Source organism: Streptomyces sp. NPDC049970 (genome assembly GCF_040660235.1).
Lineage (GTDB): Bacteria > Actinomycetota > Actinomycetes > Streptomycetales > Streptomycetaceae > Streptomyces.
This window is the reverse complement of sequence record NZ_JBFALP010000001.1, coordinates 240,162-260,952: the sequence shown is the minus strand read 5'-3', so window position 1 is coordinate 260,952 and position 20,791 is coordinate 240,162. Positions and strand designations below refer to the sequence as shown.

General features: G+C 71.4%; 21 protein-coding genes. 9 read left to right on the top strand and 12 right to left on the bottom strand.

What is annotated here, in order from left to right:
- Positions 1-61: 61 nt before the first annotated feature.
- A complete protein-coding gene (locus AB0I83_RS01085) occupies positions 62-265 on the top strand; it encodes a hypothetical protein (protein ID WP_356531699.1) in 204 nt (67 codons plus the stop codon).
- Here AB0I83_RS01085 and AB0I83_RS01080 read toward each other — a convergent pair.
- Complete coding sequence (locus tag AB0I83_RS01080; protein ID WP_363303431.1) at positions 255-1,175, bottom strand: DMT family transporter; 921 nt, start codon at positions 1,173-1,175, stop codon at positions 255-257. The genes AB0I83_RS01085 and AB0I83_RS01080 overlap by 11 nt on opposite strands.
- Before the next feature lie 222 nt (positions 1,176-1,397).
- Here AB0I83_RS01080 and AB0I83_RS01075 point away from each other — a divergent pair, with 222 nt between their 5' ends.
- Positions 1,398-2,042, top strand: a complete 645-nt coding sequence (locus tag AB0I83_RS01075; protein WP_356531697.1) for a TetR/AcrR family transcriptional regulator — start codon at positions 1,398-1,400, stop codon at positions 2,040-2,042.
- A 46-nt stretch (positions 2,043-2,088) separates the two neighbouring features.
- Here AB0I83_RS01075 and AB0I83_RS01070 read toward each other — a convergent pair whose 3' ends face one another.
- Complete coding sequence (locus AB0I83_RS01070; RefSeq protein WP_363303116.1) at positions 2,089-2,703, bottom strand: dihydrofolate reductase family protein; 615 nt, start codon at positions 2,701-2,703, stop codon at positions 2,089-2,091.
- A 187-nt stretch (positions 2,704-2,890) separates the two neighbouring features.
- Here AB0I83_RS01070 and AB0I83_RS01065 point away from each other — a divergent pair, with 187 nt between their 5' ends.
- Positions 2,891-3,727, top strand: a complete 837-nt coding sequence (locus tag AB0I83_RS01065) for an aldo/keto reductase (RefSeq protein ID WP_363303115.1) — start codon at positions 2,891-2,893, stop codon at positions 3,725-3,727.
- Between the two features lie 179 nt (positions 3,728-3,906).
- On the opposite strand, the gene AB0I83_RS01060 is transcribed toward AB0I83_RS01065, so the two are convergent.
- The 3 genes from AB0I83_RS01060 to allB all read right to left on the bottom strand — a co-directional run bounded on the left by AB0I83_RS01060 (position 3,907) and on the right by allB (position 6,806).
- Positions 3,907-4,236 carry a putative quinol monooxygenase gene (locus AB0I83_RS01060; RefSeq protein ID WP_356531692.1) on the bottom strand — a complete coding sequence of 110 codons (330 nt, stop codon included), beginning with the start codon at positions 4,234-4,236 and terminating at the stop codon, positions 3,907-3,909.
- Positions 4,237-4,335: 99 nt separating this feature from the next.
- The gene (alc, locus tag AB0I83_RS01055; RefSeq protein ID WP_356531690.1) at positions 4,336-5,460 is read right to left on the bottom strand and encodes an allantoicase; all 1,125 of its coding nucleotides are present in this window, start codon (positions 5,458-5,460) and stop codon (positions 4,336-4,338) included.
- Positions 5,461-5,462: 2 nt separating this feature from the next.
- Positions 5,463-6,806, bottom strand: coding sequence for an allantoinase AllB (gene allB / locus AB0I83_RS01050; protein WP_363303114.1), 1,344 nt, complete (start codon positions 6,804-6,806; stop codon positions 5,463-5,465).
- A 367-nt stretch (positions 6,807-7,173) separates the two neighbouring features.
- Between allB and AB0I83_RS01045 the strand changes: the two genes are divergently transcribed.
- Positions 7,174-7,974: an IclR family transcriptional regulator gene (locus AB0I83_RS01045; protein WP_356531687.1), complete on the top strand. Its 801-nt coding sequence runs from the start codon at positions 7,174-7,176 to the stop codon at positions 7,972-7,974.
- Between the two features lie 166 nt (positions 7,975-8,140).
- Here the strand turns inward: AB0I83_RS01045 and AB0I83_RS01040 are convergent, their stop codons facing one another.
- A complete protein-coding gene (locus AB0I83_RS01040; RefSeq protein WP_356531685.1) occupies positions 8,141-8,461 on the bottom strand; it encodes a DUF5955 family protein in 321 nt (106 codons plus the stop codon).
- A 190-nt stretch (positions 8,462-8,651) separates the two neighbouring features.
- On the opposite strand from AB0I83_RS01040, the gene AB0I83_RS01035 reads away from it, so the two are divergent.
- Complete coding sequence (locus tag AB0I83_RS01035; RefSeq protein WP_356531683.1) at positions 8,652-9,257, top strand: nucleotidyltransferase family protein; 606 nt, start codon at positions 8,652-8,654, stop codon at positions 9,255-9,257.
- Between the two features lie 278 nt (positions 9,258-9,535).
- Positions 9,536-11,155, top strand: a complete 1,620-nt coding sequence (gene aceB, locus AB0I83_RS01030) for a malate synthase A (RefSeq protein WP_363303113.1) — start codon at positions 9,536-9,538, stop codon at positions 11,153-11,155.
- 227 nt (positions 11,156-11,382) lie between these two features.
- Here the strand turns inward: aceB and AB0I83_RS01025 are convergent, their stop codons facing one another.
- Together AB0I83_RS01025 and AB0I83_RS01020 are read right to left on the bottom strand one after the other, a co-directional pair.
- Entirely contained in the window at positions 11,383-11,541 is a 159-nt protein-coding gene (locus tag AB0I83_RS01025; protein WP_363303112.1) for a hypothetical protein, read from the bottom strand.
- Positions 11,542-11,630: 89 nt separating this feature from the next.
- Positions 11,631-12,608 (bottom strand): fibronectin type III domain-containing protein, encoded by a 978-nt coding sequence (locus tag AB0I83_RS01020; protein ID WP_363303111.1) that lies wholly within the window; start codon positions 12,606-12,608, stop codon positions 11,631-11,633.
- 132 nt (positions 12,609-12,740) lie between these two features.
- Between AB0I83_RS01020 and AB0I83_RS01015 the strand changes: the two genes are divergently transcribed.
- A complete protein-coding gene (locus AB0I83_RS01015; protein WP_363303110.1) occupies positions 12,741-13,349 on the top strand; it encodes a TIGR03086 family metal-binding protein in 609 nt (202 codons plus the stop codon).
- Between the two features lie 168 nt (positions 13,350-13,517).
- Here AB0I83_RS01015 and AB0I83_RS01010 read toward each other — a convergent pair whose 3' ends face one another.
- Entirely contained in the window at positions 13,518-14,201 is a 684-nt protein-coding gene (locus AB0I83_RS01010) for an alpha/beta hydrolase (protein ID WP_356531674.1), read from the bottom strand.
- A gap of 64 nt (positions 14,202-14,265) precedes the next feature.
- On the opposite strand from AB0I83_RS01010, the gene AB0I83_RS01005 reads away from it, so the two are divergent.
- Positions 14,266-15,069, top strand: coding sequence for a chitosanase (locus AB0I83_RS01005; RefSeq protein ID WP_363303109.1), 804 nt, complete (start codon positions 14,266-14,268; stop codon positions 15,067-15,069).
- A gap of 165 nt (positions 15,070-15,234) precedes the next feature.
- Entirely contained in the window at positions 15,235-16,038 is an 804-nt protein-coding gene (locus AB0I83_RS01000) for a chitosanase (protein WP_363303108.1), read from the top strand.
- Positions 16,039-16,195: 157 nt separating this feature from the next.
- Here the strand turns inward: AB0I83_RS01000 and AB0I83_RS00995 are convergent, their stop codons facing one another.
- The 3 genes from AB0I83_RS00995 to AB0I83_RS00985 all read right to left on the bottom strand — a co-directional run bounded on the left by AB0I83_RS00995 (position 16,196) and on the right by AB0I83_RS00985 (position 20,763).
- Positions 16,196-17,614: a nucleobase:cation symporter-2 family protein gene (locus AB0I83_RS00995; RefSeq protein WP_363303106.1), complete on the bottom strand. Its 1,419-nt coding sequence runs from the start codon at positions 17,612-17,614 to the stop codon at positions 16,196-16,198.
- Between the two features lie 305 nt (positions 17,615-17,919).
- Positions 17,920-19,317 carry an 8-oxoguanine deaminase gene (locus AB0I83_RS00990; protein WP_363303105.1) on the bottom strand — a complete coding sequence of 466 codons (1,398 nt, stop codon included), beginning with the start codon at positions 19,315-19,317 and terminating at the stop codon, positions 17,920-17,922.
- Between the two features lie 45 nt (positions 19,318-19,362).
- A complete protein-coding gene (locus AB0I83_RS00985) occupies positions 19,363-20,763 on the bottom strand; it encodes a nucleobase:cation symporter-2 family protein (RefSeq protein ID WP_363303104.1) in 1,401 nt (466 codons plus the stop codon).
- Positions 20,764-20,791 lie beyond the last annotated feature (28 nt).

The following is a 20,791-nucleotide window of genomic DNA, read 5'->3' as shown; positions in this document are numbered from 1 at the left end:
TCGGCCACCCGCGGACCGATGACCGACGCGGGCGCGCCACGGCCCGCGCGAGGCTCCGGCCATGAAGAAATTCGTGGAGTCGGTGGGGTTCATCGTGTTCGCGCAGGGCGCCGCAGGGCTGCTGTACGAGTGGACGGGCTGGTTCCGGCTGTGGGCGGTGGTGGCGAGGCTCGACTTCCTCGACCGCTACGGGATCTTCGTCAGCGCCGTGCTCGTCGTGACGGGCGCCGCCGTGATGATCGCGGCGGACTCGATCAGGACGTGACGCCGGCGCGGCGGCGTCCCCACGCGGTGCCCGCCAGCACGAGCACCGCGCCCAGGACCCCCGGGGCACCGAGGCGTTCGCCCCCGATCACGATGCCGACGGCGGCGGCCCAGAGCGGTTCCGTGCCGAGCAGCAGGCTGACCCGGGACGGCGAGGTGCGGCGTACCGACCACATCTGTACGAAGAAGGCGAAGAGCGTGCAGAGGACGGAGAGGAAGATCAGCCCGGCCCACTCGCCGGCGCCGAAGTCCGCCGCCACCGTCCAGGGCGCCGGGCCCGTACCGGGAAGGGCCGCGAGCACGGCGAAGACCGCGACCGCGCCGCCGAGCTGGACCGTGGTCAGGGACAGCGGGTCGGCGCCCCGGACGGCCTTGATGCGCGCCATCGCCAGGACGTGGACCGTCCTGGCGAGTGCCGCGAGCAGCATCAGGAGATCGCCCGCCGAGGGACTGGTGAAGCCGCCGCCCTGGGTCAGCAGCACCACGCCCGCGACCGAGAGGCCGGCGGCGGCGAGAAAGGACCCCGGCGGGCGGACCCGGGTCACGGCGGCCTCCGCGAGCGGGGTGAAGATCATCGTCAGGCTGATGACGAGCCCCGCGTTGGTCGCCGAGGTGTGAACGAGCCCGTACGTCTCGAGCAGGAAGATCACGCTGAGCACCAGGCCCAGCAGGCCGGCACCCCGCCACTGCGCCGCGCTCAGGGCCCGGAGCCCGCGCCGCCCGGCGACGGCCAGGGCCGGCAGCACGATCGCGAAGCGGAGGACGAGCACGGCGATGACGGTGTGGGTCGTGGTGATGCCCTTGGCCGCGAGATAGCTGGCGCCCCATACGGCGGCGACGAGCAGGAGCGGCAGGTCGGTGACCCACGCCCGGCGCGAGGGGGCGGGAGCGGGCAGGACGGCGGCGGACACCTGGTCCTCCTGGTTCTCCACAGCGGGATCGATGTGGAGACTTCACCGGCTCGCACGGGGGCGATCACCGTACCGAACGGACGCTCGCCCCGGGAACCACTGTCCGCAGGGTGACCCGGTCCGCCCGGGTCCGGAGGTCGTCACCGGGCGAAGACGCCCCCGAGCGTGTCGAGTCCTCCTAGAATGTCGGCCTTGGGACGCTCGGACACACGGAGTTGGCACATGGGTGGAGCGCGGCTGGACGGACGGGTCGAGCGGGGGAACCAGACCAGGCAGCTGGTGCTGGGGCGCGCGGTCCACGTCGCCTCGACCGAGGGACTGGAGGGCCTGTCGCTCGGCCGGCTGGCCACGGAGCTGAAGCTCAGCAAGAGCGGGGTGTTCGCACTCTTCGGCTCCAAGGAGGAGTTGCAGCTCGCCACCGTGCGCGCCGCCGTGAGCGTCTTCGTCGAGCACGTGCTCACACCGACCCGGGCGGCGCCGCCGGGGCTGGGCCGCGTCTGGCGCATGTGCGAGAGCTGGCTCTCGTACTCGCAGCGGCGGGTGTTCAGCGGCGGCTGCTTCTTCTACGCGACCATCGCGGAGTTCGACTCCAGGGAGGGCAAGGTGCACGACGCCCTGGCCTCCACCCAGACCGGTTGGGTCACCTTCGTCGAGGAGACGATCGAGGAGGCACGGGTGCGGGACCAGCTCGCGGCGGACACGGATGTCTCGCAGCTGGCCTTCGAGCTCATCGCGTTCATGGAACTGGCCAACGCGGAGTCGGTCCTGCACAACAACAACCCCGGTTACACCAAGGCGGCACGGGCGATCCTGGGGCGGCTGCGCGGTGCCGCGACGGCCCCCTCGGTGCTTCCGCCGGCACCCTGAGAGGCCTCCGGCGCCACGTCCACCGCACGTCGCGCGGTTTCGGACGTCACTCCAGGGTTCCGAACCGTGCGCGCCCCGCGGGCCGGTACGTCTGGATGGCGATACCGCTCCCCGTGGTCCTCGCGCCGACCAGTTCGAAGGCCGTCGGCTGTCCACCCTCCGGGAAGAGCCGGCGTCCCGCGCCGAGGTACACGGGGTGGACGAGCAGGTTGTACTCGTCGATCAGATCGTGCGCCATCAGGGACCGCGCGAGCACGCCGCTGCCGTGGATCTGCAGCTCGCCCTCCTCGGTCCGCTCCTTCAACCGGGCGACCGCGGCGGGCACGTCACCCGACACGACGGTGGTGTTCTCCCACGCCGGGGTGGTCAGGGTGGTGGAGACGACGTGCTTGGGCAGTGTGTTGAGACGGGAGGCGATCGGGTCCTCGGGGTCGGTGACCCTGGGCCAGTACGCCGCGAAGATGTCGTACGTACGCCGCCCGAGGAGGTAGGCGCCCGAGCGGTCGAAGACCTCGGCCATGAAGGCGCCCATGCCGTCGTCCGCGTACGGCACCAGCCATCCGCCGTACCCGAACCCCCCGGTGGTGTCCTCGTCCGGCCCCGCGGGGGCCTGCGTCACCCCGTCGAGGGACACGAACGCGGTGAGAGTCAGCCTGGCCATGGTCCTCCTCCTTCACCTCACTGCCGCGGTTCCCGGCATCTGTCTCCGACTCCACCTTCGGCCGGAATCCGTCGACGCGCCCGGCGGGTGACGCGGCGGCCTACGCCGGGCGGATCCGCCTCGTGCCGCGTCTCCCGGCGGCCCGCCCTACGCTGGCGGGGACGGTGATCGAACGAAATGGGAGACCATGAGCCAGATTCAGCCCCCGGTCCGCAACCTCCTCGACGGCCGCACCGTGCCCGCGGTGGGCCTGGGCACCTGGCCGCTCGACGACGAGGCCGCAGAGAAGGCCGTGGCCGGTGCGCTGGAGCTCGGCTACCGGCTCGTGGACACCGCGCTGAACTACGGCAACGAGACCGGTACGGGGCGGGGCATCGCCCGCGCGGGGGTACCGAGGCAGGACCTCTTCGTCACCACCAAGGTCCCCGGCCGGCACCACGGCTACGCCGAGACACTGGCCTCCTTCGAGGAGTCCCGGAGCAACCTGGGGCTGGAGTACGTCGACCTGTACCTCATCCACTGGCCGCTGCCCCGGGTCGACAGGTACGTGGACACCTGGAAGGCGATGATCAAGCTCCGCGAGGAGGGGCTCGTCCGTTCCATCGGCGTATCCAACTTCACGGCCGGGCATCTGGAGCGGCTGGAGCGCGAGACGGGTGTGCTGCCCGTGGTGAACCAGATCGAGATGCATCCCCTGCTCCCGCAGGAGGAACTGCGGGCCGTCCACGCGGCGAAGGGGATCGTCACCGAGAGCTGGAGCCCGCTGGCCCGGGGGCGTCAGGTCCTCGAGGCCCCGGAGGTGGTCGCGGCGGCCGAGGCCCACGGTGTGACGCCAGGTCAGGTGGTGCTGCGGTGGCACACCCAGCTGGGGGCGGTGCCGATCCCCAAGTCCGCGGATCCCGGGAGGCAGAGGGAGAACCTCGACCTGTTCGGCTTCGAGCTGACCGGGCGGGAACTGGAGCGGATCGGGGCAAGGCCGCCGCACCGCTTCGGCGGGGACCCCGACACGCACGAGGAGTTCTGACGCGACGGCCGAGGTCCGCCGGCGGGCAGCGGCCCCCGGACCGGGGGCCCGCGGACGCCGTCGGGCGCGGAGATCACCGGTTGAGCGGGTTCACCGCTTGCACGGAGGTCACCGCTTGCACGGAGGTCACCGCTTGCACGGGGGTCGCCGCTTGCACGGGGGTCGCCGGTTGCGCGGGATCACCGGTTGCGCGGAGTGACCTCTCCCATCCGGGACCAGTCGTCCCCGGGAACCTCGACGTTGATGATCTCCGGGATCTCCGTCACGAGTTCGGACATGGTTTCGACGGCCGCCTTGAAGTGCTCGGAGTTCACGTGTGCCACGCCCGCCTCCTGCGAGGCGAACGCTTCGAGCAGGACGAACTGGTCCGGGTTCTCGACGCTGTAGGACCAGTCGAAGAAGAGGTTGCCCGGCTCCTGGCGGGTGGCGAGGGTGAACTCCTCGACGGCCGGGAGCCAGTTGTCCCGCTCGGCGGTACGCACGGTGAACTTGACGGCGATGAAGATCATGACGGCTCCTGGTCGGTGGGGCGGCGTCCGGTCAGGGTCCCATACGCCCGAGGGGCGGGCAGGGACCGGCACACGAACCCCGCCACCACCCAAGGGCGGCTACCCGCCGAGCTCTTCGTGGCGGGCGGCCAGCCGCGCCGCGCCCTCCTCCGTCAGCGAGCCGAAGAGCCGCAGCCGGGAGATCCCGCCGTCCGGGAAGATGTCGATCCGCACGCGCGTGCCGCGTACGGGCACCGGCAGGACGAACCGGTGGTTCGTGTCGGGCTGGAGCCTGGTGCGGGGCAGGAGTTCGGACCACGAGGCGCTCTCCCCCTCAGGTCCGTCGCCCACCGAGATCTCCGCCCAGCCGGCCGCGTTGCCCTTGAGGTAGGCCGTGTCGATCTCGACGGCGCGGATCTCCGACTCCTCGGCCAGGCGGTAGCGGATCCAGTCGTTGCCCTTGTCCCGCCGGCGTCGGGTCTCCCATCCGTCGTCCATCTTCCTGGAGCGGCCCGGCGCGATGGTGTTGGTGGCCGGGGAGTAGAAGCGGTCGGAGGCGTCCTCGACCTGCCCGCCGTTCTCCAGGGCCGCGAGGTCGAAGGTACCGAGGGCGGCCAGCCACGCGGGGTCGGGAACGACCTCGCCGTGGACCCGCAGGCGCGCGATGCCACCGTCGGGGTGCTGGTTGACCCGCAGATGGGTGAAGCGCTGCCCGGCGTCGACCGCGAAGCCGTTGGCGGCGTGTCCGCCGACGGGCGTGCGGGGCAGGAGGGTCGTCCACTTCACGCCGGGTGCCAGGAGGTCCTCGGGGGACGGGGAGCCGGGCAGCGAGGTGGCCTCGACGGAGACCGACTGCGGGTAGTTGCCGCGGAAGTGGGCCGTGTCGACGACGAGTCCGCGTACGACGCCGGGGGCACCGAGGCGTACGAGCGCCCAGTCGTGGTCGTCGTCGGTGGGATGCGGCTCGGCGGCGGACGCGCCGCGCCGCCGCCGGGTCTCCCAGCCGTCCATGATCTTGCCCTTGTGGCCGAAGCGCTCGGGGTCGAACTCCGCGGGTTCCGGCTTGAGCAGGTTCTCGCGCTCGGCGAAGAACTCGTCGTTGGCGGCGATAACACCGGCACCGAGCCGGCGGTCGGCAAGGTCCACGAGTGAGGTGAAGGCGAAGTCCGCGGTGCGGTAGTCGGCGTACGGGTCGCCGCCCCCGTACGGGTTCGCGTCGCCGGTGAAGTGCGGTGTCGCCGTCATGGTCAGTGGTTCCTCTCGAGGAGTCGGCCGGTCGGTTCGGCGAGCACGCCGCCGGCCGCGATCCGGCTGCCGCGCAGCCAGGTGGACTTGACCACGCCGTGCAGGGTGCGTCCCGCGTAGGCGGTGACCTGGTTGCGGTGGAACAGCCCGGCCGGATCGACCGTGAAGGTCTCGTCCGGGGCGAGCACCGCGAAGTCCGCGTCCCGGCCCGCTTCGATGGCGCCCTTGCGGGTGAGTCCGGCGAGAGCGGCGGGTGCGGCGGACATCCAGCGGACGACGTCGTCGAGGCTGTGACCGCGCCGGCGCGCCTCGGTCCAGATGGCGGGCAGCCCGAGCTGGAGCGAGGAGATGCCGCCCCAGGCGGAGGCGAAGTCGGGGGTCTTGAGGTCCGTGGTGCACGGCGAGTGGTCGGAGACGATGCAGTCGATCGTGCCGTCGGCCAGCCCGGCCCACAGCGCGTCCTGGTTCGCGGCCTCCCGGATCGGCGGACAGCACTTGAACTCCGTAGCGCCGTCCGGGACTTCCTCGGCGGTCAGGGTGAGGAAGTGCGGGCAGGACTCGACGGTGACGCGCACGCCCTCACGCTTGGCGGCGGCGATCAGCGGCAGCGCGTCGCTGGAGGACAGGTGCAGGACGTGGATGCGCGCGTTCAGCCGTCTGGCGTGGGCGATGAGGCCCTCGATGGCGGTGTTCTCCGCGTCACGCGGGCGGGAGGCCAGGAAGTCGGCGTACTTCTCGCCGCTCTTCTGCGGGGCCTCGGCCAGGTGGTGCGGGTCCTCCGCGTGCACGATCAGCAGGCCGCCGAAGCCGGCGATCTCGGCCATGGAGCGGGCCAGCTGCTCCTGGTCCAGCTCGGGGAACTCCTCGACGCCGGAGGGCGAGAGGAAGCACTTGAAGCCGAAGACCCCGGCCTCGTACAGCGGGCGCAGGTCCTTCGTGTTGGACGGGATCGCGCCGCCCCAGAAGCCCGTGTCGATGTGCGCCTTGGGGGCGGCGACCTGCTGCTTCACACGCAGGTGCTCGACCGTGGTGGTCGGCGGGAGGGAGTTGAGCGGCATGTCGAGCAGGGTCGTGATGCCACCGGCGGCGGCGGCCCGGGTGGCGGTCCAGAAGCCCTCCCACTCGGTGCGGCCCGGGTCGTTCACGTGGACGTGGGTGTCGACGAGGCCCGGCAGCAGGACGTCGTCGCCGAAGTCCTCGACGCGGGCGCCGTCGGGCACCTCCGCGTCGTGGGGCAGGACGGCCTCGATCTCCCCGCCTGCGACGGACACCGCTGCGGCGCGGGTCCCCTCGGGGGTGACGACGCGCGTCGAGCGGAGTACCAGTCTCATGTCCACACCGGGCACCTGTGCTCCTCACGCAGAATTTCAACGAACTGTTGAAGGAGTCTTCACTCGGGGCAGCGGCCCGTCAAGACCTCACCCCGCTCACGCGACCACCGCCGGGCCGTGCCGTCACGGCCATCCGGCCACGCACGGCACCCACTTGGAGATTTCCACGAAGTAAAAGTTCATTTTCGGCAGGCGGAACGTAGAATGGGCCAGGAGCGGCATCACCAGGGCTCGGGCCGCACGTCGGCCAGACCCGACTCCGAGCTCGACACCAGGACAAAACAGGTCCTGACCGGCAAGGACGCCGCACCGGGAGCAGTGGGCCGATCAGGAAGGGCCCGGTAGGCTGCTGCCTTGCCTCCGCTTCGAAAGGACCGTTGACGTGCCGCCGTCCCACGCCAGCACTTCCGACTCCAAGCCCGCCGGTCCCAGTGGCGGGGTCCAGTCCCTCGAGCGCGCCTTCGATCTCCTGGAGCGCATGGCGGACGCCGGGGGCGAGGTCGGACTCAGCGAACTCTCCGCGAGCAGCGGACTCCCGCTACCCACCATCCACCGGCTGATGCGCACCCTGGTCGTGTGCGGGTACGTACGCCAGCAGCCCAACCGCCGTTACGCACTGGGCCCGCGCCTGATCCGGCTCGGCGAGTCCGCGTCCCGGCTGCTGGGCACGTGGGCGCGGCCGTACCTCCAGCGCCTGGTCGAGGAGACCGGCGAGACGGCGAACATGGCACTGCTCGACGGGGACGAGATCGTCTACGTGGCCCAGGTTCCGTCCAAGCACTCGATGCGGATGTTCACCGAGGTGGGCCGACGGGTACTCCCCCACTCCACCGGCGTCGGCAAGGCTCTGCTCGCCCACACCCCGGCGGACGAGGTGCGCGCGCTGCTGGCCCGCACGGGCATGCCGGCGGCCACCGAGAAGACGATCACCACCCCGGACGGCTTCCTCGACGCACTGGAACAGGTGCGCAGGGCCGGCTACGCGGTGGACGACAACGAGCAGGAGATCGGGGTCCGGTGCCTGGCGGTCCCGGTGCCCGACTCACCCACCTCCGCGGCCATCTCCATCTCGGGACCCGCGGGCCGGGTGACGGAGACGGCGACCGAGCGGATCGTGCCGATCCTCCAGCAGATCGCGAAGGAGCTCTCCGAAGCGCTGGCCAGCAGCGGCCCGGCTTCCTGACGCTCCCGGACCCCGGCCGTGCGGCCGGCCCGGAGGCCGGGCGAGGCGCGTGCCGAATCGCGAGGCGCGCGGACGGCACCCCGGGGGCGCGCAGGCCCACGAGTCGATACGGGCGCGCGGAGCGACGGGTCTCCGAGGCGCGTCGCGCCCCGGGCGGGAGCCGGGGTCACCTCGGGCCGCGTGGGGGCTCCCCGAAGAGGTCGACCGCGATCCGCACCTCACGCAGGCCGGGAGCCAGCGCGCTGACCGATCCGATGGCCCCCGCGACCAGTAACAGCGAACGGCGCAGCCGGGGAATCTCGGGCGCGCCGCCGGCCGCCATCGAGTCCAGCGCGGCCAGCTCGTCCTCCGCGATGCCGCGGTCCGGGAACTCGGCGGGGTGCCCGGCCAGCTGCCGGCGAAGCCGGGAGACGGCCGTACGCAGCTCCACGACCCTCGGATCGTCGCCGCCTTCGGTCAACCGCCCCCGCCCCACGCTTCGCAACAAAGCACTCCCCCTCGCGCGTCATCGTGCCGGTGTGCCCACCCGCCCACGGCGGCAGCCAAGTGGCTCGGTGTGAACGCCAGTTAACGCTATGAAAGGTGACGCGCGCCACTGTGCGCGCGCCGAGCGAGGGTACTCCCGAGGGGTGACACCCCTCACGCGGCCCCGGGCGGCACAGTGGTATCCAGTGCACATGGCTCACACACAACGGATCCCCGTGGTCGCCGGAGTACTGCTCGCCGCAGGCGGCGGCCGTCGCCTGGGCGGGCGGCCGAAGGCGCTGCTGGAGCACCGCGGGCGCCCCCTGGTCGAACACGCGGCCCGCGCCCTGCGCAACGGCGGGTGCGGCCCCGTCCATGTCGTGCTGGGCGCGGCGGCCGAGGAGGTCCGGTCCCTGGCCGACCTCTCCGCCTGCACGGTGTCCGTGAACCCCCTCTGGGAGGAGGGCATGGGCTCGTCGCTCCGCACGGGCCTGCGCGACCTCGCAGGCTCCGAGGTGGACGCGGCCCTCGTACTCCTGGTCGACCAGCCGGGCATCGGGCCGGAGGCCGTCGCACGCGTCCGCTCCGCGTACCGCTCCCGGACGACCCTGGCGGCGGCCTCGTACGACGGGAAGCGCGGCCATCCGGTGCTGTTCGGTGCCGACCGATGGGCGGACATCACGGCAGGCGCGATCGGCGACCAGGGCGCGCGGGCATACCTGGGGGAACACCGCGGGGCGATCACTCTCGTCGAGTGTTCCGATGTGGCGCAGGCGTACGACATCGACACCACGGAGGACCTGAGGCATCTGGAGTGAACCGACCGTGCACGGCCTGGCACGCCGCGCCACCACGGACCCCGCGTCCGCCGACATCTGTCGACCCGGAGAATCTCGACATCAACAAACCATTGAACTTCCACCATGAGGAAACTAATATCCACTGATCAGAAGCACGCGACACAGACGCCGCACCGCTTCCGCACCCAGGCGGCACCCACGGCCGTATCTCGGAGCCATGGCACCCCGTGCCACCTCAGGCGACCCGGCAGCCGTGGGACGTCGCCCGCGCCGCCCCGCTGAAGGAGTGACAGCTCATGTCCGCACCAGCGCCGTCCCCGCTGGCCATCGTCGACGCCGAGCCCCTGCCGAGGCAGGACGAGGTCCTGACCGATGCGGCCCTCGCCTTCGTGGCCGAGCTGCACCGGCAGTTCACGCACCGACGTGACGAACTGCTCGCCCGCCGCGGCGAGCGCCGGGCCGAGATCGCCCGCACCTCCACGCTGGACTTCCTGCCGGAGACGGCAGCCGTCCGCGCGGACGACAGCTGGAAGGTCGCCCCGGCCCCGGCCGCGCTGGACGACCGCCGGGTGGAGATCACCGGTCCGACCGACCGCAAGATGACCATCAACGCCCTGAACTCGGGCGCCAAGGTCTGGCTCGCCGACTTCGAGGACGCGTCCGCCCCCACGTGGGAGAACGTGATCACCGGCCAGCTCAACCTGATCGACGCGTACACCCGGAACATCGACTTCACCGACCCGAAGTCCGGCAAGTCCTACGCCCTCAAGCCCGCCGAGGAGCTCGCGACCGTCGTCACGCGCCCGCGCGGCTGGCACCTGAACGAGCGTCACCTCCAGCTCGACGGCACCCCGGTGCCCGGCGCGCTTGTCGACTTCGGCCTGTACTTCTTCCACAACGCGCAGCGCCTGATCGACCTCGGCAAGGGCCCGTACTTCTACCTCCCGAAGACGGAGTCCCACCTGGAGGCGCGCCTCTGGAACGACATCTTCGTCTTCGCACAGGACTACGTCGGCATCCCGCAGGGCACGGTCCGCGCGACCGTCCTGATCGAGACGATCACCGCGGCCTACGAGATGGAGGAGATCCTCTACGAGCTCCGCGACCACGCCTCCGGGCTGAACGCGGGCCGCTGGGACTACCTCTTCTCCATCGTCAAGAACTTCCGTGACGGCGGCTCGAAGTTCGTCCTGCCGGACCGCAACCTGGTCACGATGACCGCCCCGTTCATGCGGGCGTACACCGAACTGCTGGTCCGCACCTGCCACAAGCGCGGAGCTCACGCCATCGGCGGCATGGCGGCGTTCATCCCGTCCCGGCGCGACGCCGAGGTCAACAAGGTCGCCTTCGAGAAGGTCAAGGCCGACAAGGACCGCGAGGCGGGCGACGGCTTCGACGGCTCCTGGGTCGCCCACCCCGACCTCGTCCCGATCGCGATGACCTCCTTCGACGCGGTCCTCGGCGCCAGGCCGAACCAGAAGGACCGCCTGCGCGAGGACGTCTCGGTGGCGCCCGGCGACCTGATCGCCATCGACACCCTGGACGCGAAGCCCACGTACGACGGCCTGCGCAACGCTGTCGCGGTCGGCATCCGCTACATCGAGGCGTGGCTGCGCGGCATGGGCGCGGTCGCCATCTTCAACCTGATGGAGGACGCGGCCACCGCAGAGATCTCGCGTTCGCAGATCTGGCAGTGGATCAACGCGGACGTGGTCTTCGAGAACGGCGAACACGCCACGGCGGACCTGGCCCGCAAGGTCGCCGCCGAGGAACTGACCGCGATCCGCGAGGAGATCGGCGACGAGGCCTTCAAGAGCGGCAAGTGGCAGCAGGCCCACGACCTGCTGCTCCAGGTCTCGCTGGACCAGGACTACGCCGACTTCCTGACGCTGCCGGCGTACGAGCAGCTGGGCTGACCCCTCGCACGACGAAGCGCCGCGCCCCCGCGAGTCACCGCGGGGGCGCGGCGCTTCCGGCCCGCCGTCGGGCGCGACCGCGCAGCCCGTACCGGCAGCCTCGCCAAGGACGCCGAAAGCACGAGGAAGCCGGTTGCGGAGCAGTGCCCTGCGGCTCCTTCGGGACGGGGCACAGCGATGTGACCGCCGAAGGACGGGACCGGTCCGCTCGGAGGGCGGTTGGGCCCTCAGCGGCCGAGACGTCCCCGCGCCGCCCCGACCAGGGCACTGAGCTCCGGGAGCCGCATGAAGTGCGCGATGGCCAGGAAGACGCCCGTCAGGACGACGCCTCCAGCCAGAAGGGAGGCGAGCGAGCCGGAGGCGCTGCTGCCCAGGGCCCCGGTCACCGCGTACGCCACGGTCCCGGCGGCGAATGCCGGACACAGGGTTCAAGACCGTACGTCACCCACCCCCGGCGGTGGCTCCCGGCCGGGGCTCAGCCCGGCAGCACCACCGTCCGCTGCCCCGAGAAGTCGCCCCACTTGCCGTCCGGGAGCTTGGGCCGGATCTTGAGGGAGTAGCGGGTGCCGGGCGGGTCGGTGAGGGTGAGGCGGTACGTCGCGCGGCCCGTGGGCGGCGTGCCGCCCCAGACGATCGTGGTCGTCATCTTCCCGTTCAGGAACAGTTGGTACGCGGGGATCGTGCCGCCGGTGTCCGGCTGGTCCCAGGAGAGGTCGACCAGGAACTCCCCGCCGTCCGCGCTCGTGCTGGTGCGGAGGCCGGTGGGCGCCGTGCTCGCGGGTGCGCCGGAGGCGGACGGGGTGGTGAGGTCGAGGGCGTTGCTGTCCGGCGAGGAACGGTCGGCGGCGTCACGGGCGCGCACGGTGAACGTGTAGACGGTTCCCGGCCGCAGTCCGGTGAGCCTGGCGGTGGTCTCCGTACCGGCGACGCTGTGGATCCTGGAGTCCTCCTGGTAGACGTCGTACGAGGTCACGCCCACGTCGTCCGTGGACCCGCCCCAGGAGAGGGTGACCGTCCGGCCGCTTTCGGCCTCGCCCCGCAGCTTCACCGGCCCGGTCGGCGGTTCCTCGTCGGCGGGTGTGGGGGCCGGCGTGGTGACGGCGACGGCGGCGCTCGGGGCGGAGCGGTTCCCCGCGGCGTCGCGGGCCCTGACGGTGAAGGTGTACGCGGTGGAGGCGGTCAGGCCGTCGATGTCGGTCATCAGCTTCGCCGGGGGTACGGAGGCGACCTTCGTCCCCTCGCGGTAGACGTCGTAGCCGGTGATGCCCTTGTCGTCCGAGGCCTGCTCCCACATGACGTGGGCCGATGTGGCGCTGCCGGCCTGCGCGGTCACCCCCTGTGGGGCCGTCGGCTTCCTGGTGTCCGCTTCCGCGGATCCCGCGCAGGAGGTGAGCGCGGCCATGAGCAGCGCGGCGGAACAGGCCAACGCGGTGCGTGCGTGGGGGCGTTGCACGGTGATGCCTTCCGTCCGACAGGATTGGTCCAGACCTGTATGCCATGAGAGTGGGGCCTCCGACAAGAGGGCGGATGCGAACGTTCCACGATGGCGGCGATGAGTTCCGGGACCGCGAACGGTCTGAACCGTATGGAAACGAATGAGGGAACCGCGCCCGGCCTGGATCTCGAACCGGCGGCGCGGCAGGTCCGGGAGCTGATCGGCTCGGTCGACGACGGGCAGCTGACCGGCCCGACCCCGTGTCCCGACTACTCGGTACGGGAACTGCTCGGGCATCTGTTCGGTCTGACCGTCGCCTTCCGTGACGCGGCGGGCAAGAAGCCCGGCCCGACGACCGGCACCCCGCCCACGGCGTCGCTACCGGTGCTGCCGGGCGACTGGCGTACGGCGCTGCCGCCGCTGCTGGACGAGCTGGTCGCGGCCTGGCGCTCACCGGCCGCCCTGGAGGGCATGACACGGGCGGGCGGGGTGGATCTGCCAGGCCGGGTCGCGGGAATGGTCGCGCGGAACGAGCTGGTCGTACACGGCTGGGACCTGGCCAGGTCCACGGGACAGGAGTTCCGGGCGGACGAGGCGAGCCTGCGTTCCTCGGAAGCGATGCTGGCGCCGGGTGACGACGACAGGTCCGGCCCCGAAGCGATCTTCGGTCCGCCGGTACCTGTCCCGTCCGACGCGTCGCTGATGGACCGGGTGATCGCGCTGAGCGGGCGCCGGCCGGACTGGCGGCCGGGCGACTGACGTACGCACGGGCGGGCACTGCCGAGCTTCCAGGCCCGGCAGTGTCCGCCGATACCTCAGCCGGTGCCGCCGCGGCCGGTGGAGCCGGTGGGACTCGCCAACCGCCCCAGTCGCCCCAGCCTTCCCAGTCGCCTCAGCCTTCCCAGACGCCTCAGCCGGTGGAGCTCCTCAGCTGGTGAAGAACTCGGTGATCTGCTGGGCCACCTGGTCCGCGTGCCTCTTGTGCACCTGGTGACCGCCGCCCAGGGTGATCAGCCGGCAGTCGGGGATGAGCGAGGCCATGTCGGCGAGCCGGCCCTGGGGCATACCGCTCTCCGGGCCTCCCGCGATCATCAGCGTGGGAGCGACGATCTGCCCCAGCTCCTCCTCCCAGCGGGGGTCGGGCTCGGCGATCTGGGCCCGGACCGCCGACACCGCGTTCTCGTCGTGGTCCACCGGTCCGGTGGGGCGGCTGTCGGCGACCAGCTGTCCCGGGAAAGGCGGCGGGGTCTCCACCAGGACCAGCCGCTCCACCCGGTCCGCGTGCTCCTCCGCGAGCAGGTACGCGACCACCCCGCCCATCGAGTGTCCGACGAGACCGACCCGGTCGAGCTCACAGGCGTCGAGGAACTCCAGGACGTCGTCCCGCATCTGCTCGAAGGCGTACTCGTCGGGCCAGTCGCTCTCGCCGTGCCCGCGCAGGTCGATGGCGTACACCCGCCACTCCTCGCCCAGCAGGGTGCCCACGGCCTCCCAGCTCAGCGACGAGCCGCCGAGGCCGTGCAACAGGACCACGGGTGAGCCGAACGGGTCGCCCCAGGTCCGATACGCCAGCCGTACATCGCCGACGTCCACAACAGACTGATCTTCCATGTCCCGAACGCTACAGGCGCCGGACCGCGGCCGGCTCCCGCCCCCGACCTGGCACGCTTGGTGCGTGAAGCACAGACGTCTCCTGCTCGCCGCCGCCGCGGCCCTCGTTCTGACCGGCTGTTCGGCGTCCGGTCACGGCTCGCCCGAGAAGGGGCTCGACGACCCCGCGAAGAAGGACATCGCCATGCGGCTGGTGTCCAGCGCCGAGAACTCCTCACTGGACTGGAAGGCCCAGTACGGCTACATCGAGGACATCGGCGACGGCCGGGGCTACACCGCCGGCATCATCGGCTTCTGCTCCGGGACCGGCGACATGCTGAAGGTGGTCGAGCGCTACACGGCGAAGCGCCCCGGTACCGCGCTGGAGGACTTCCTGCCGGCGCTGCGCGCGGTGAAGGGCGGCGACTCGCACGACGGGCTGGGCACCGCGTTCACCTCGGCCTGGGCGAAGGCGGCGGGCGATCCGGTGTTCCGGTCGGCGCAGGACGCGGAGCGGGACCACGCGTACTTCGACCCCGCGGTCGAGCGGGCCGAGGCCGACGGGCTGAGCGCGCTGGGGCAGTTCATCTACTACGACGCCTACGTGATGCACGGCGGCGCCGACGCGGAGGGGACGGTCGGCTTCCGCACGATACGGGCCCAGGCCGTCGCGGCGGAGGACCCGCCGTCCGAGGGAGGCGACGAGGAGACGTATCTGAACGCCTTCCTGGACGCCCGGGTGGCGGCCCTGCGCGAGGAGCCCTCGCACAGCGACACCAGCCGGGTCGAGACGCAGCAGCGCGTCTTCGTCCGTCAGGGGAACCTGCAGTTGGAGACCCCTCTGGCGTGGAAGGTCTACGGGGAGAGCTTCCGCATCGACGGGAGCTGACCCCGGCGCCGCCGGGAACGTACGGACTCCCCGGGAGGACCGGTGCACCACCCCCGCGAACACCCCCATGGCGGCCACACGCGTCGCGCCACCCGCTTCAACCGCACACCCCGCCGCATCCCACCTGCCCGACCCGGGCGGCTCACCCGTCCCGTCGGTCTCGCCTTGACGGTGCTCGGACTGGCCCTCGCGGCGACGCCCGTCATCGCACACGCCGGCGCCCACACGGCGGCGGCCCGCAACCTCCTGGAGGCCGCCGTGTCCGGACTCGACGATCCGGCGAAGAAGGACATCGCCATGCGGCTGGTGTCCAGCGCCGAGAACTCCTCACTGGACTGGGAGGCGCAGTACGGCTACATCGAGGACATCGGCGACGGCCGGGGCTACACCGCCGGCATCGTCGGCTTCTGCTCCGGCACGGGCGACATGCTGAAGCTCGTCGAGCGGTACACGGGGCGCGACGCCCACAACGCCCTCGCGGCGTACCTTCCCGCGCTGCGCGAGGTCGACGGTACGGACTCGCACGACGGGCTCGACCCCGGCTTCACCCGGGACTGGGTGAAGGCGGCGACCACCGAGGCGTTCCGCCGGATGCAGCGGGACGAACGGGACCGGGTCTACTTCGACCCGGCGGTGCGCGGCGCCAAGGCCGACGGTCTGCGCACGCTGGGCCAGTTCGCCTACTACGACGCCTACGTCATGCACGGCGAGGGCGACGACGAAGCGAGCTTCGGCGGGATCCGCCGCGCGGCCCTGGCGAAGGCGCAACCTCCGTCGCGGGGCGGTGACGAGGTGGTGTACCTGAACGCGTTCATGGACGCGCGGGTCCGGGCGATGAAGCGGGAGGTGGCGCATTCGGACACCAGCCGGGTGGACACGGCGCAGCGGGTCTTCCTGCGCAAGGGCAACCTCGACCTGGCCCCGCCGCTGGACTGGCGGGTGTACGGCGACGACTTCCACATCGGCTGAGACCGGCAGGCCCCCACGGCCGGCGTGCCGTGGGCTGTTGGCCTCGGGCCGTGGGGCCCTGCGCCCACCTACCCGTCGCCCAGGTCCGCCCGCCGGCGGTGCGCGCACCCGTGGACTCCTGCGAGAGGACCGCGTACGCGCACCGGTGGACCACGGGTCAGTGGACCACCGGCACCGCCATCGGGTCCTTCGGCTGTTCGTCGGCCCCGTCGGCCCCGGGCTCCGCGTCCGACCCGCGGCCCCAGTGGTTGAAGGCCAGGTTGAGGACGATCGCCACGACACACCCCGTCGAGATGCCCGAGTCAAGGACCACGAGCAGGTCCTCGGGGAAGGCGTGGTAGAAGTCCGGCGCGGCGATCGGGATGAGGCCCACGCCGACGGCCGCGGCGACGATCAGGGCGTTCTCGCCCTTCTCCAGGGCCGCGGTGGCCAGGGTCTGGATACCGCTCGCGGCGACCGAGCCGAAGAGGACTATCCCCGCGCCGCCGAGCACCGGCAGCGGTACGAGGGCGATGACGGACGCGGCGACGGGGATCAGGCCGAGCAGCACCAGGATGGCGCCGCCCGCGGCGACGACGAACCGGCTGCGGACCTTGGTCATCGCGACCAGTCCGATGTTCTGGGCGAACGCGCTGCACATGAAGCCGTTGAAGAGCGGACTGACGGCGCTGCCCAGGGTGTCCGCGCGCAGGCCGCCCTCGATGGTCCGCTCGTCGGCCGGGCGGCCCACGATCTTGCCGAGGGCGAGCATGTCCGCGGTGGACTCGGTCATGCAGACGAGCATCACGATGCACATCGAGATGATGGCCGCGACCTCGAACTGCGGTGCGCCGAAGTGGAACGGGGTCGGGAACCCGACCAGGTCGGCGTCGCCGAGCGCCCCGAAGTCGGTGATGCCCGCGGGAATCGCGATCAGGGTTCCGAGGACGAGACCGAGCAGGATGGCGATCTGCTGGAGGAAGCCGCGCAGGAGTTTGCGCAGGGCCAGCACGATCACGAGGGTGACCGCCGCCATCGCGATGTTCGTCGTCGAGCCGTAGTCGTCGGCGGTGGCGTTGCCGCCCTGCGACCAGTTGAAGGCCACCGGCAGCAGGGAGACACCGATCAGGGTGATCACGGTGCCGGTGACGACGGGCGGGAAGAACCGCACCAACTTGCAGAAGTACGGGGCGAGTACGAAGCCGAGGAGGCCGGCGACGATGATCGCGCCGAAGATGACGGCGATGCCGTCGTGCCCCCGGTCCTTGCCTATCGCGATCATCGGGGTGACCCCGGCGAACGAGACGCCGTTGACGAACGGCAGTCTGGCACCTATGCGCCAGAAGCCCAGGGTCTGGAGCAGGGTGGCTATGCCCGCGGTGAAGAGGCTCGCCCCCATGAGGAAGGCGGTCTCCTTGGCGCTGAGGCCCACGGCGGGCCCCACGATCATGGGCGGCGCCACCACACCGGCGTACATCGCGGCCACGTGCTGGAGGCCGCTGGTGAACATCTTGAGGGGCGGAAGCTTCTCGTCGACCGGATGCCTGCTGCCGGGTTCCCCGACCGCGTTCCGTCCGCGCTCCTCTCCTCCAACCACTTCTCGTTCGGCCGCACTTCCTCCGGCCTCGTTTCCTTCGACTGCGTTCTTGCGAAACCTGGGCGTAGCTGCCACGGCTTCCTCCGGTCGGGTACACGTCGGACGACGCGGGTATCAGGGAGGTGGTGCTGAGTGGTGCGTTGGTGCAGGTCGTGCAGCTGGTGCGGGCAGCTTCGGGCTCACCTGTGCGGGTGCGCGTACGGCTCGTACGCGCACCCGCACAGGCTGCCGTGGACCCTGCTGGGTCCACGGCGGCCGGCCGAGGGCCGTCCCCCTCGGCCGGCCTGTTCAGGGGGTTGCGGGCGTCAGCCGCCGGCGGCGATCTGCGCGAGGCGCCTGGCCTCGTCGCGGGTCACCCGGGCGATGGCGTCCTCGTCGACCGTGATGAGGTGGTTGTCCTCGACGACGGGCCGGCCGTTGACGAGGGAGAGGGTCACGGGTGCCGCGGCGCCGAAGACGAGCGCGGTCACCGGGTCGGCGATGGAGGCGTGGGCCAAGGTGTCCAGCTTCCACAGCACCAGGTCGGCGAGCTTGCCCGGCTCCAGGGAGCCGATCTCGTCGCCCCGGCCGAGGACCCTGGCTCCGCCGTGGGTGCCGAGGCGCAGCGCCTGGCGCGCGTTGAGCGCCTTCTCACGGTGGGCGCCGAGGCGGTTGACGAGGAGGGCGTTGCGCAGTTCGGTGTGCAGTTCGCCGGATTCGTTGGAGGCGGTGCCGTCGACACCGAGACCGACCGGGACACCGGCGGCGAGCATGTCGGGGACTCGGGCGATACCGGCGGCGAGGCGTGCGTTGGAGGACGGGCAGTGCGCGACGCCGGTGCCGGTGCGGGCGAAGGCCGCGATGTCGGAGTCGTTCATGTGGACGCAGTGCGCCATCCACACGTCGTCGCCGAGCCACCCGGTCGACTCGAAGTAGTCGGTCGGGCCCATCCCGAACAGTTCCTTGCAGAACTGCTCCTCCTCGACGGTCTCCGAACCGTGCGTGTGCAGTCGCACGCCGCGCCGTCGGGCCAACTCGGCTCCCTGCCGGAGTAGTTCGGTCGACACGGAGAAGGGAGAGCAGGGCGCGACGGCGATCTGGGTCATCGCGTCGAACGAGGTGTCGTGATGCTCGTCGATGGTCGCCTCGGTCGCCGCGAGAGCACCGTCGAGCGTCTCCACCGCGAAGTCCGGCGGCAGTCCGCCGTCCTTCTGGCTGCGGTCCATGGAGCCGCGGGCCAGCGTGAAGCGCACACCCATGTCACGGGCCGCGCCGATGATCGCGCCGGACAGGTCGCCGGAGCCGCGGGGGTACACGTAGTGGTGGTCCATCGCGGTGGTGACACCGCCGCGGGCCATCATGGCGAGCGAACCCTGCGCGGCGGCGCGGGCCATCGGCTCGTCGATGCGCGCCCATGTCGGGTACAGCGCGACCAGCCAGTCGAAGAGGTTGTGGTCGGTGGCCAGCCCCCTGGTGATCCACTGGTAGAAGTGGTGGTGGGTGTTGACCAGGCCGGGTGTGACCAGGTGTCCGGTGCCGTCGATCCGCCGTACGACGCCGGTCAGGCCCTCCGGCGCGTTGCCCGCGCCGACGGACTCGATGCGGTTGCCGGCCACGACGACGTGTCCCGAGGCGTACTCGGTGTCGTGGGCGTCGACCGTGGCGATCGAGCAGTTCTCGATGACGATGCGTTGCGTGGGCCTGAGGTCCGCCGAAGCTGCCATGGTGCTTCCTTCTTCTGTCTCTGGCGATGTGGGCACGGCAGGACCCTAGGAGGATTTGAGTGCCACAGCGTTACGGCTGTGGGTGCCGAGATGATGGAAGAAAAGATTGAGCAGGACCGCCACGAGTGCTCCCGCGCTGATCCCTGAGCCGAGCACGGTCTGTGCCCAGGACGGGAATCCGGCGTAGAAGGCGGGTGCCGCGAGCGGGATGATGCCCGCGCCGAGTGCGACCGCCACCAGGATGATGTTGGAGCTGTCGTCGAGCCCGGCCTCGGACAGGGTCCGGATGCCGCTGACCGCGATCGAGCCGAACAGGACGATGCCGGCGCCGCCGAGCACGGGCATCGGTACGAGCGAGACGACGGCCCCGAGTACGGGGAAGGCGCCCAGGACCAGCAGGGCACCCCCGGCCGCGGCGACCACGTACCGGCTGCGTACCCGGGTCAGCGACACGACCCCGACGTTCTGGGCGAAGGCACTGGTCGGGAAGCCTCCGAAGACGGGCCCCAGGAGGGTCGCGATGCCGTCGGTGCGCAGCCCGCGCGTGATGGTGGCCCCGTCGGTGCGCCGCTCGCAGATCTCGCCGAGGGCGAGCATGCCGGCGGAGGACTCCGTCATCAGGACGAGCATCACGATGCAGAGGGAGAGGATCGCGGCGGGCTGGAACTCGGGGGCCCCGAAGGCGAAGGGTGTGGGCAGGGCGGCGACGGGCGCCGATCCGAGGGCGGAGAAGTCGGCGAGCCCGAAGGGGACGGCCGCCAGGGTGCCGACGAACATGCCTGCCAGCAGGGCGGTCTGCTTGACGAACCCGCGGCCGAACCGCTGGATCACCAGTATGACGACGAGGGTGAAGGCGGCCAGTGCGAGGTACTTCATGTGGCCGAAGTCGTCCGCGCTCGCGTCGCCTCCCTGGGCCCAGCCGACCGGGACCGGCATGAGGGTGACGCCGATGAGGGTGATCACGACCCCGGTGACGAGCGGCGGGAAGAAGCGCAGCAGCCGGCCGAAGAACGGTCCGACGGCCAGGCAGAACACTCCTGCGACCATCACCGCCCCGTAGATCGCCGGGAGTTGGTGACCCGGCGCGCTGGTCTCGGCGATGGCGAGCATCGGGGCGATGCCCGCGGAGGACGCGGCGTTGACGAACGGCAGCCGGTTTCCCGCGAAGTGGCGGGCCCCGATGGTCTGGAGCAGGGTTGCGAGTCCCGCGATCAGGAGACTTGCCGCGATCAGGCGGGTCATACCGGCCGTGCCGAGACCGACGGCCTGCCCGATGATGAGCGGAGGGGTGACGACACCGGCGTACATGGCGGCGATGTGCTGGAGCGCGGCGGGGACGAGCCGTGCGAGAGGGAGTTTTACGTCCACCGGGTGAACTGCCTCGACGGCAGCGGTCGATGGTGCGGTACACGGGCCTTCGGCCGGCCCCGTTGCTGGCTGTGCCATGGGATTTCCCTCCGGGATGACCGGGCCC

Excerpts from the sequence above, each read along its gene's own strand:
- AB0I83_RS00985 (WP_363303104.1), bottom strand. The coding sequence starts at position 20,763 with ATGGCACAGCCAGCAACGGGGCCGGCCGAAGGCCCGTGTACCGCACCA.
- AB0I83_RS01060 (WP_356531692.1), bottom strand. The coding sequence starts at position 4,236 with ATGATCTTCATCGCCGTCAAGTTCACCGTGCGTACCGCCGAGCGGGAC.
- AB0I83_RS01015 (WP_363303110.1), top strand. The coding sequence starts at position 12,741 with ATGGAAACGAATGAGGGAACCGCGCCCGGCCTGGATCTCGAACCGGCG.
- AB0I83_RS01035 (WP_356531683.1), top strand. The coding sequence starts at position 8,652 with ATGGCTCACACACAACGGATCCCCGTGGTCGCCGGAGTACTGCTCGCC.
- AB0I83_RS01075 (WP_356531697.1), top strand. The coding sequence starts at position 1,398 with ATGGGTGGAGCGCGGCTGGACGGACGGGTCGAGCGGGGGAACCAGACC.
- AB0I83_RS01010 (WP_356531674.1), bottom strand. The coding sequence starts at position 14,201 with ATGGAAGATCAGTCTGTTGTGGACGTCGGCGATGTACGGCTGGCGTAT.
- AB0I83_RS01085 (WP_356531699.1), top strand. The coding sequence starts at position 62 with ATGAAGAAATTCGTGGAGTCGGTGGGGTTCATCGTGTTCGCGCAGGGC.
- alc (WP_356531690.1), bottom strand. The coding sequence starts at position 5,460 with ATGACGGCGACACCGCACTTCACCGGCGACGCGAACCCGTACGGGGGC.
- AB0I83_RS00990 (WP_363303105.1), bottom strand. The coding sequence starts at position 19,317 with ATGGCAGCTTCGGCGGACCTCAGGCCCACGCAACGCATCGTCATCGAG.
- aceB (WP_363303113.1), top strand. The coding sequence starts at position 9,536 with ATGTCCGCACCAGCGCCGTCCCCGCTGGCCATCGTCGACGCCGAGCCC.
- AB0I83_RS01070 (WP_363303116.1), bottom strand. The coding sequence starts at position 2,703 with ATGGCCAGGCTGACTCTCACCGCGTTCGTGTCCCTCGACGGGGTGACG.
- AB0I83_RS01065 (WP_363303115.1), top strand. The coding sequence starts at position 2,891 with ATGAGCCAGATTCAGCCCCCGGTCCGCAACCTCCTCGACGGCCGCACC.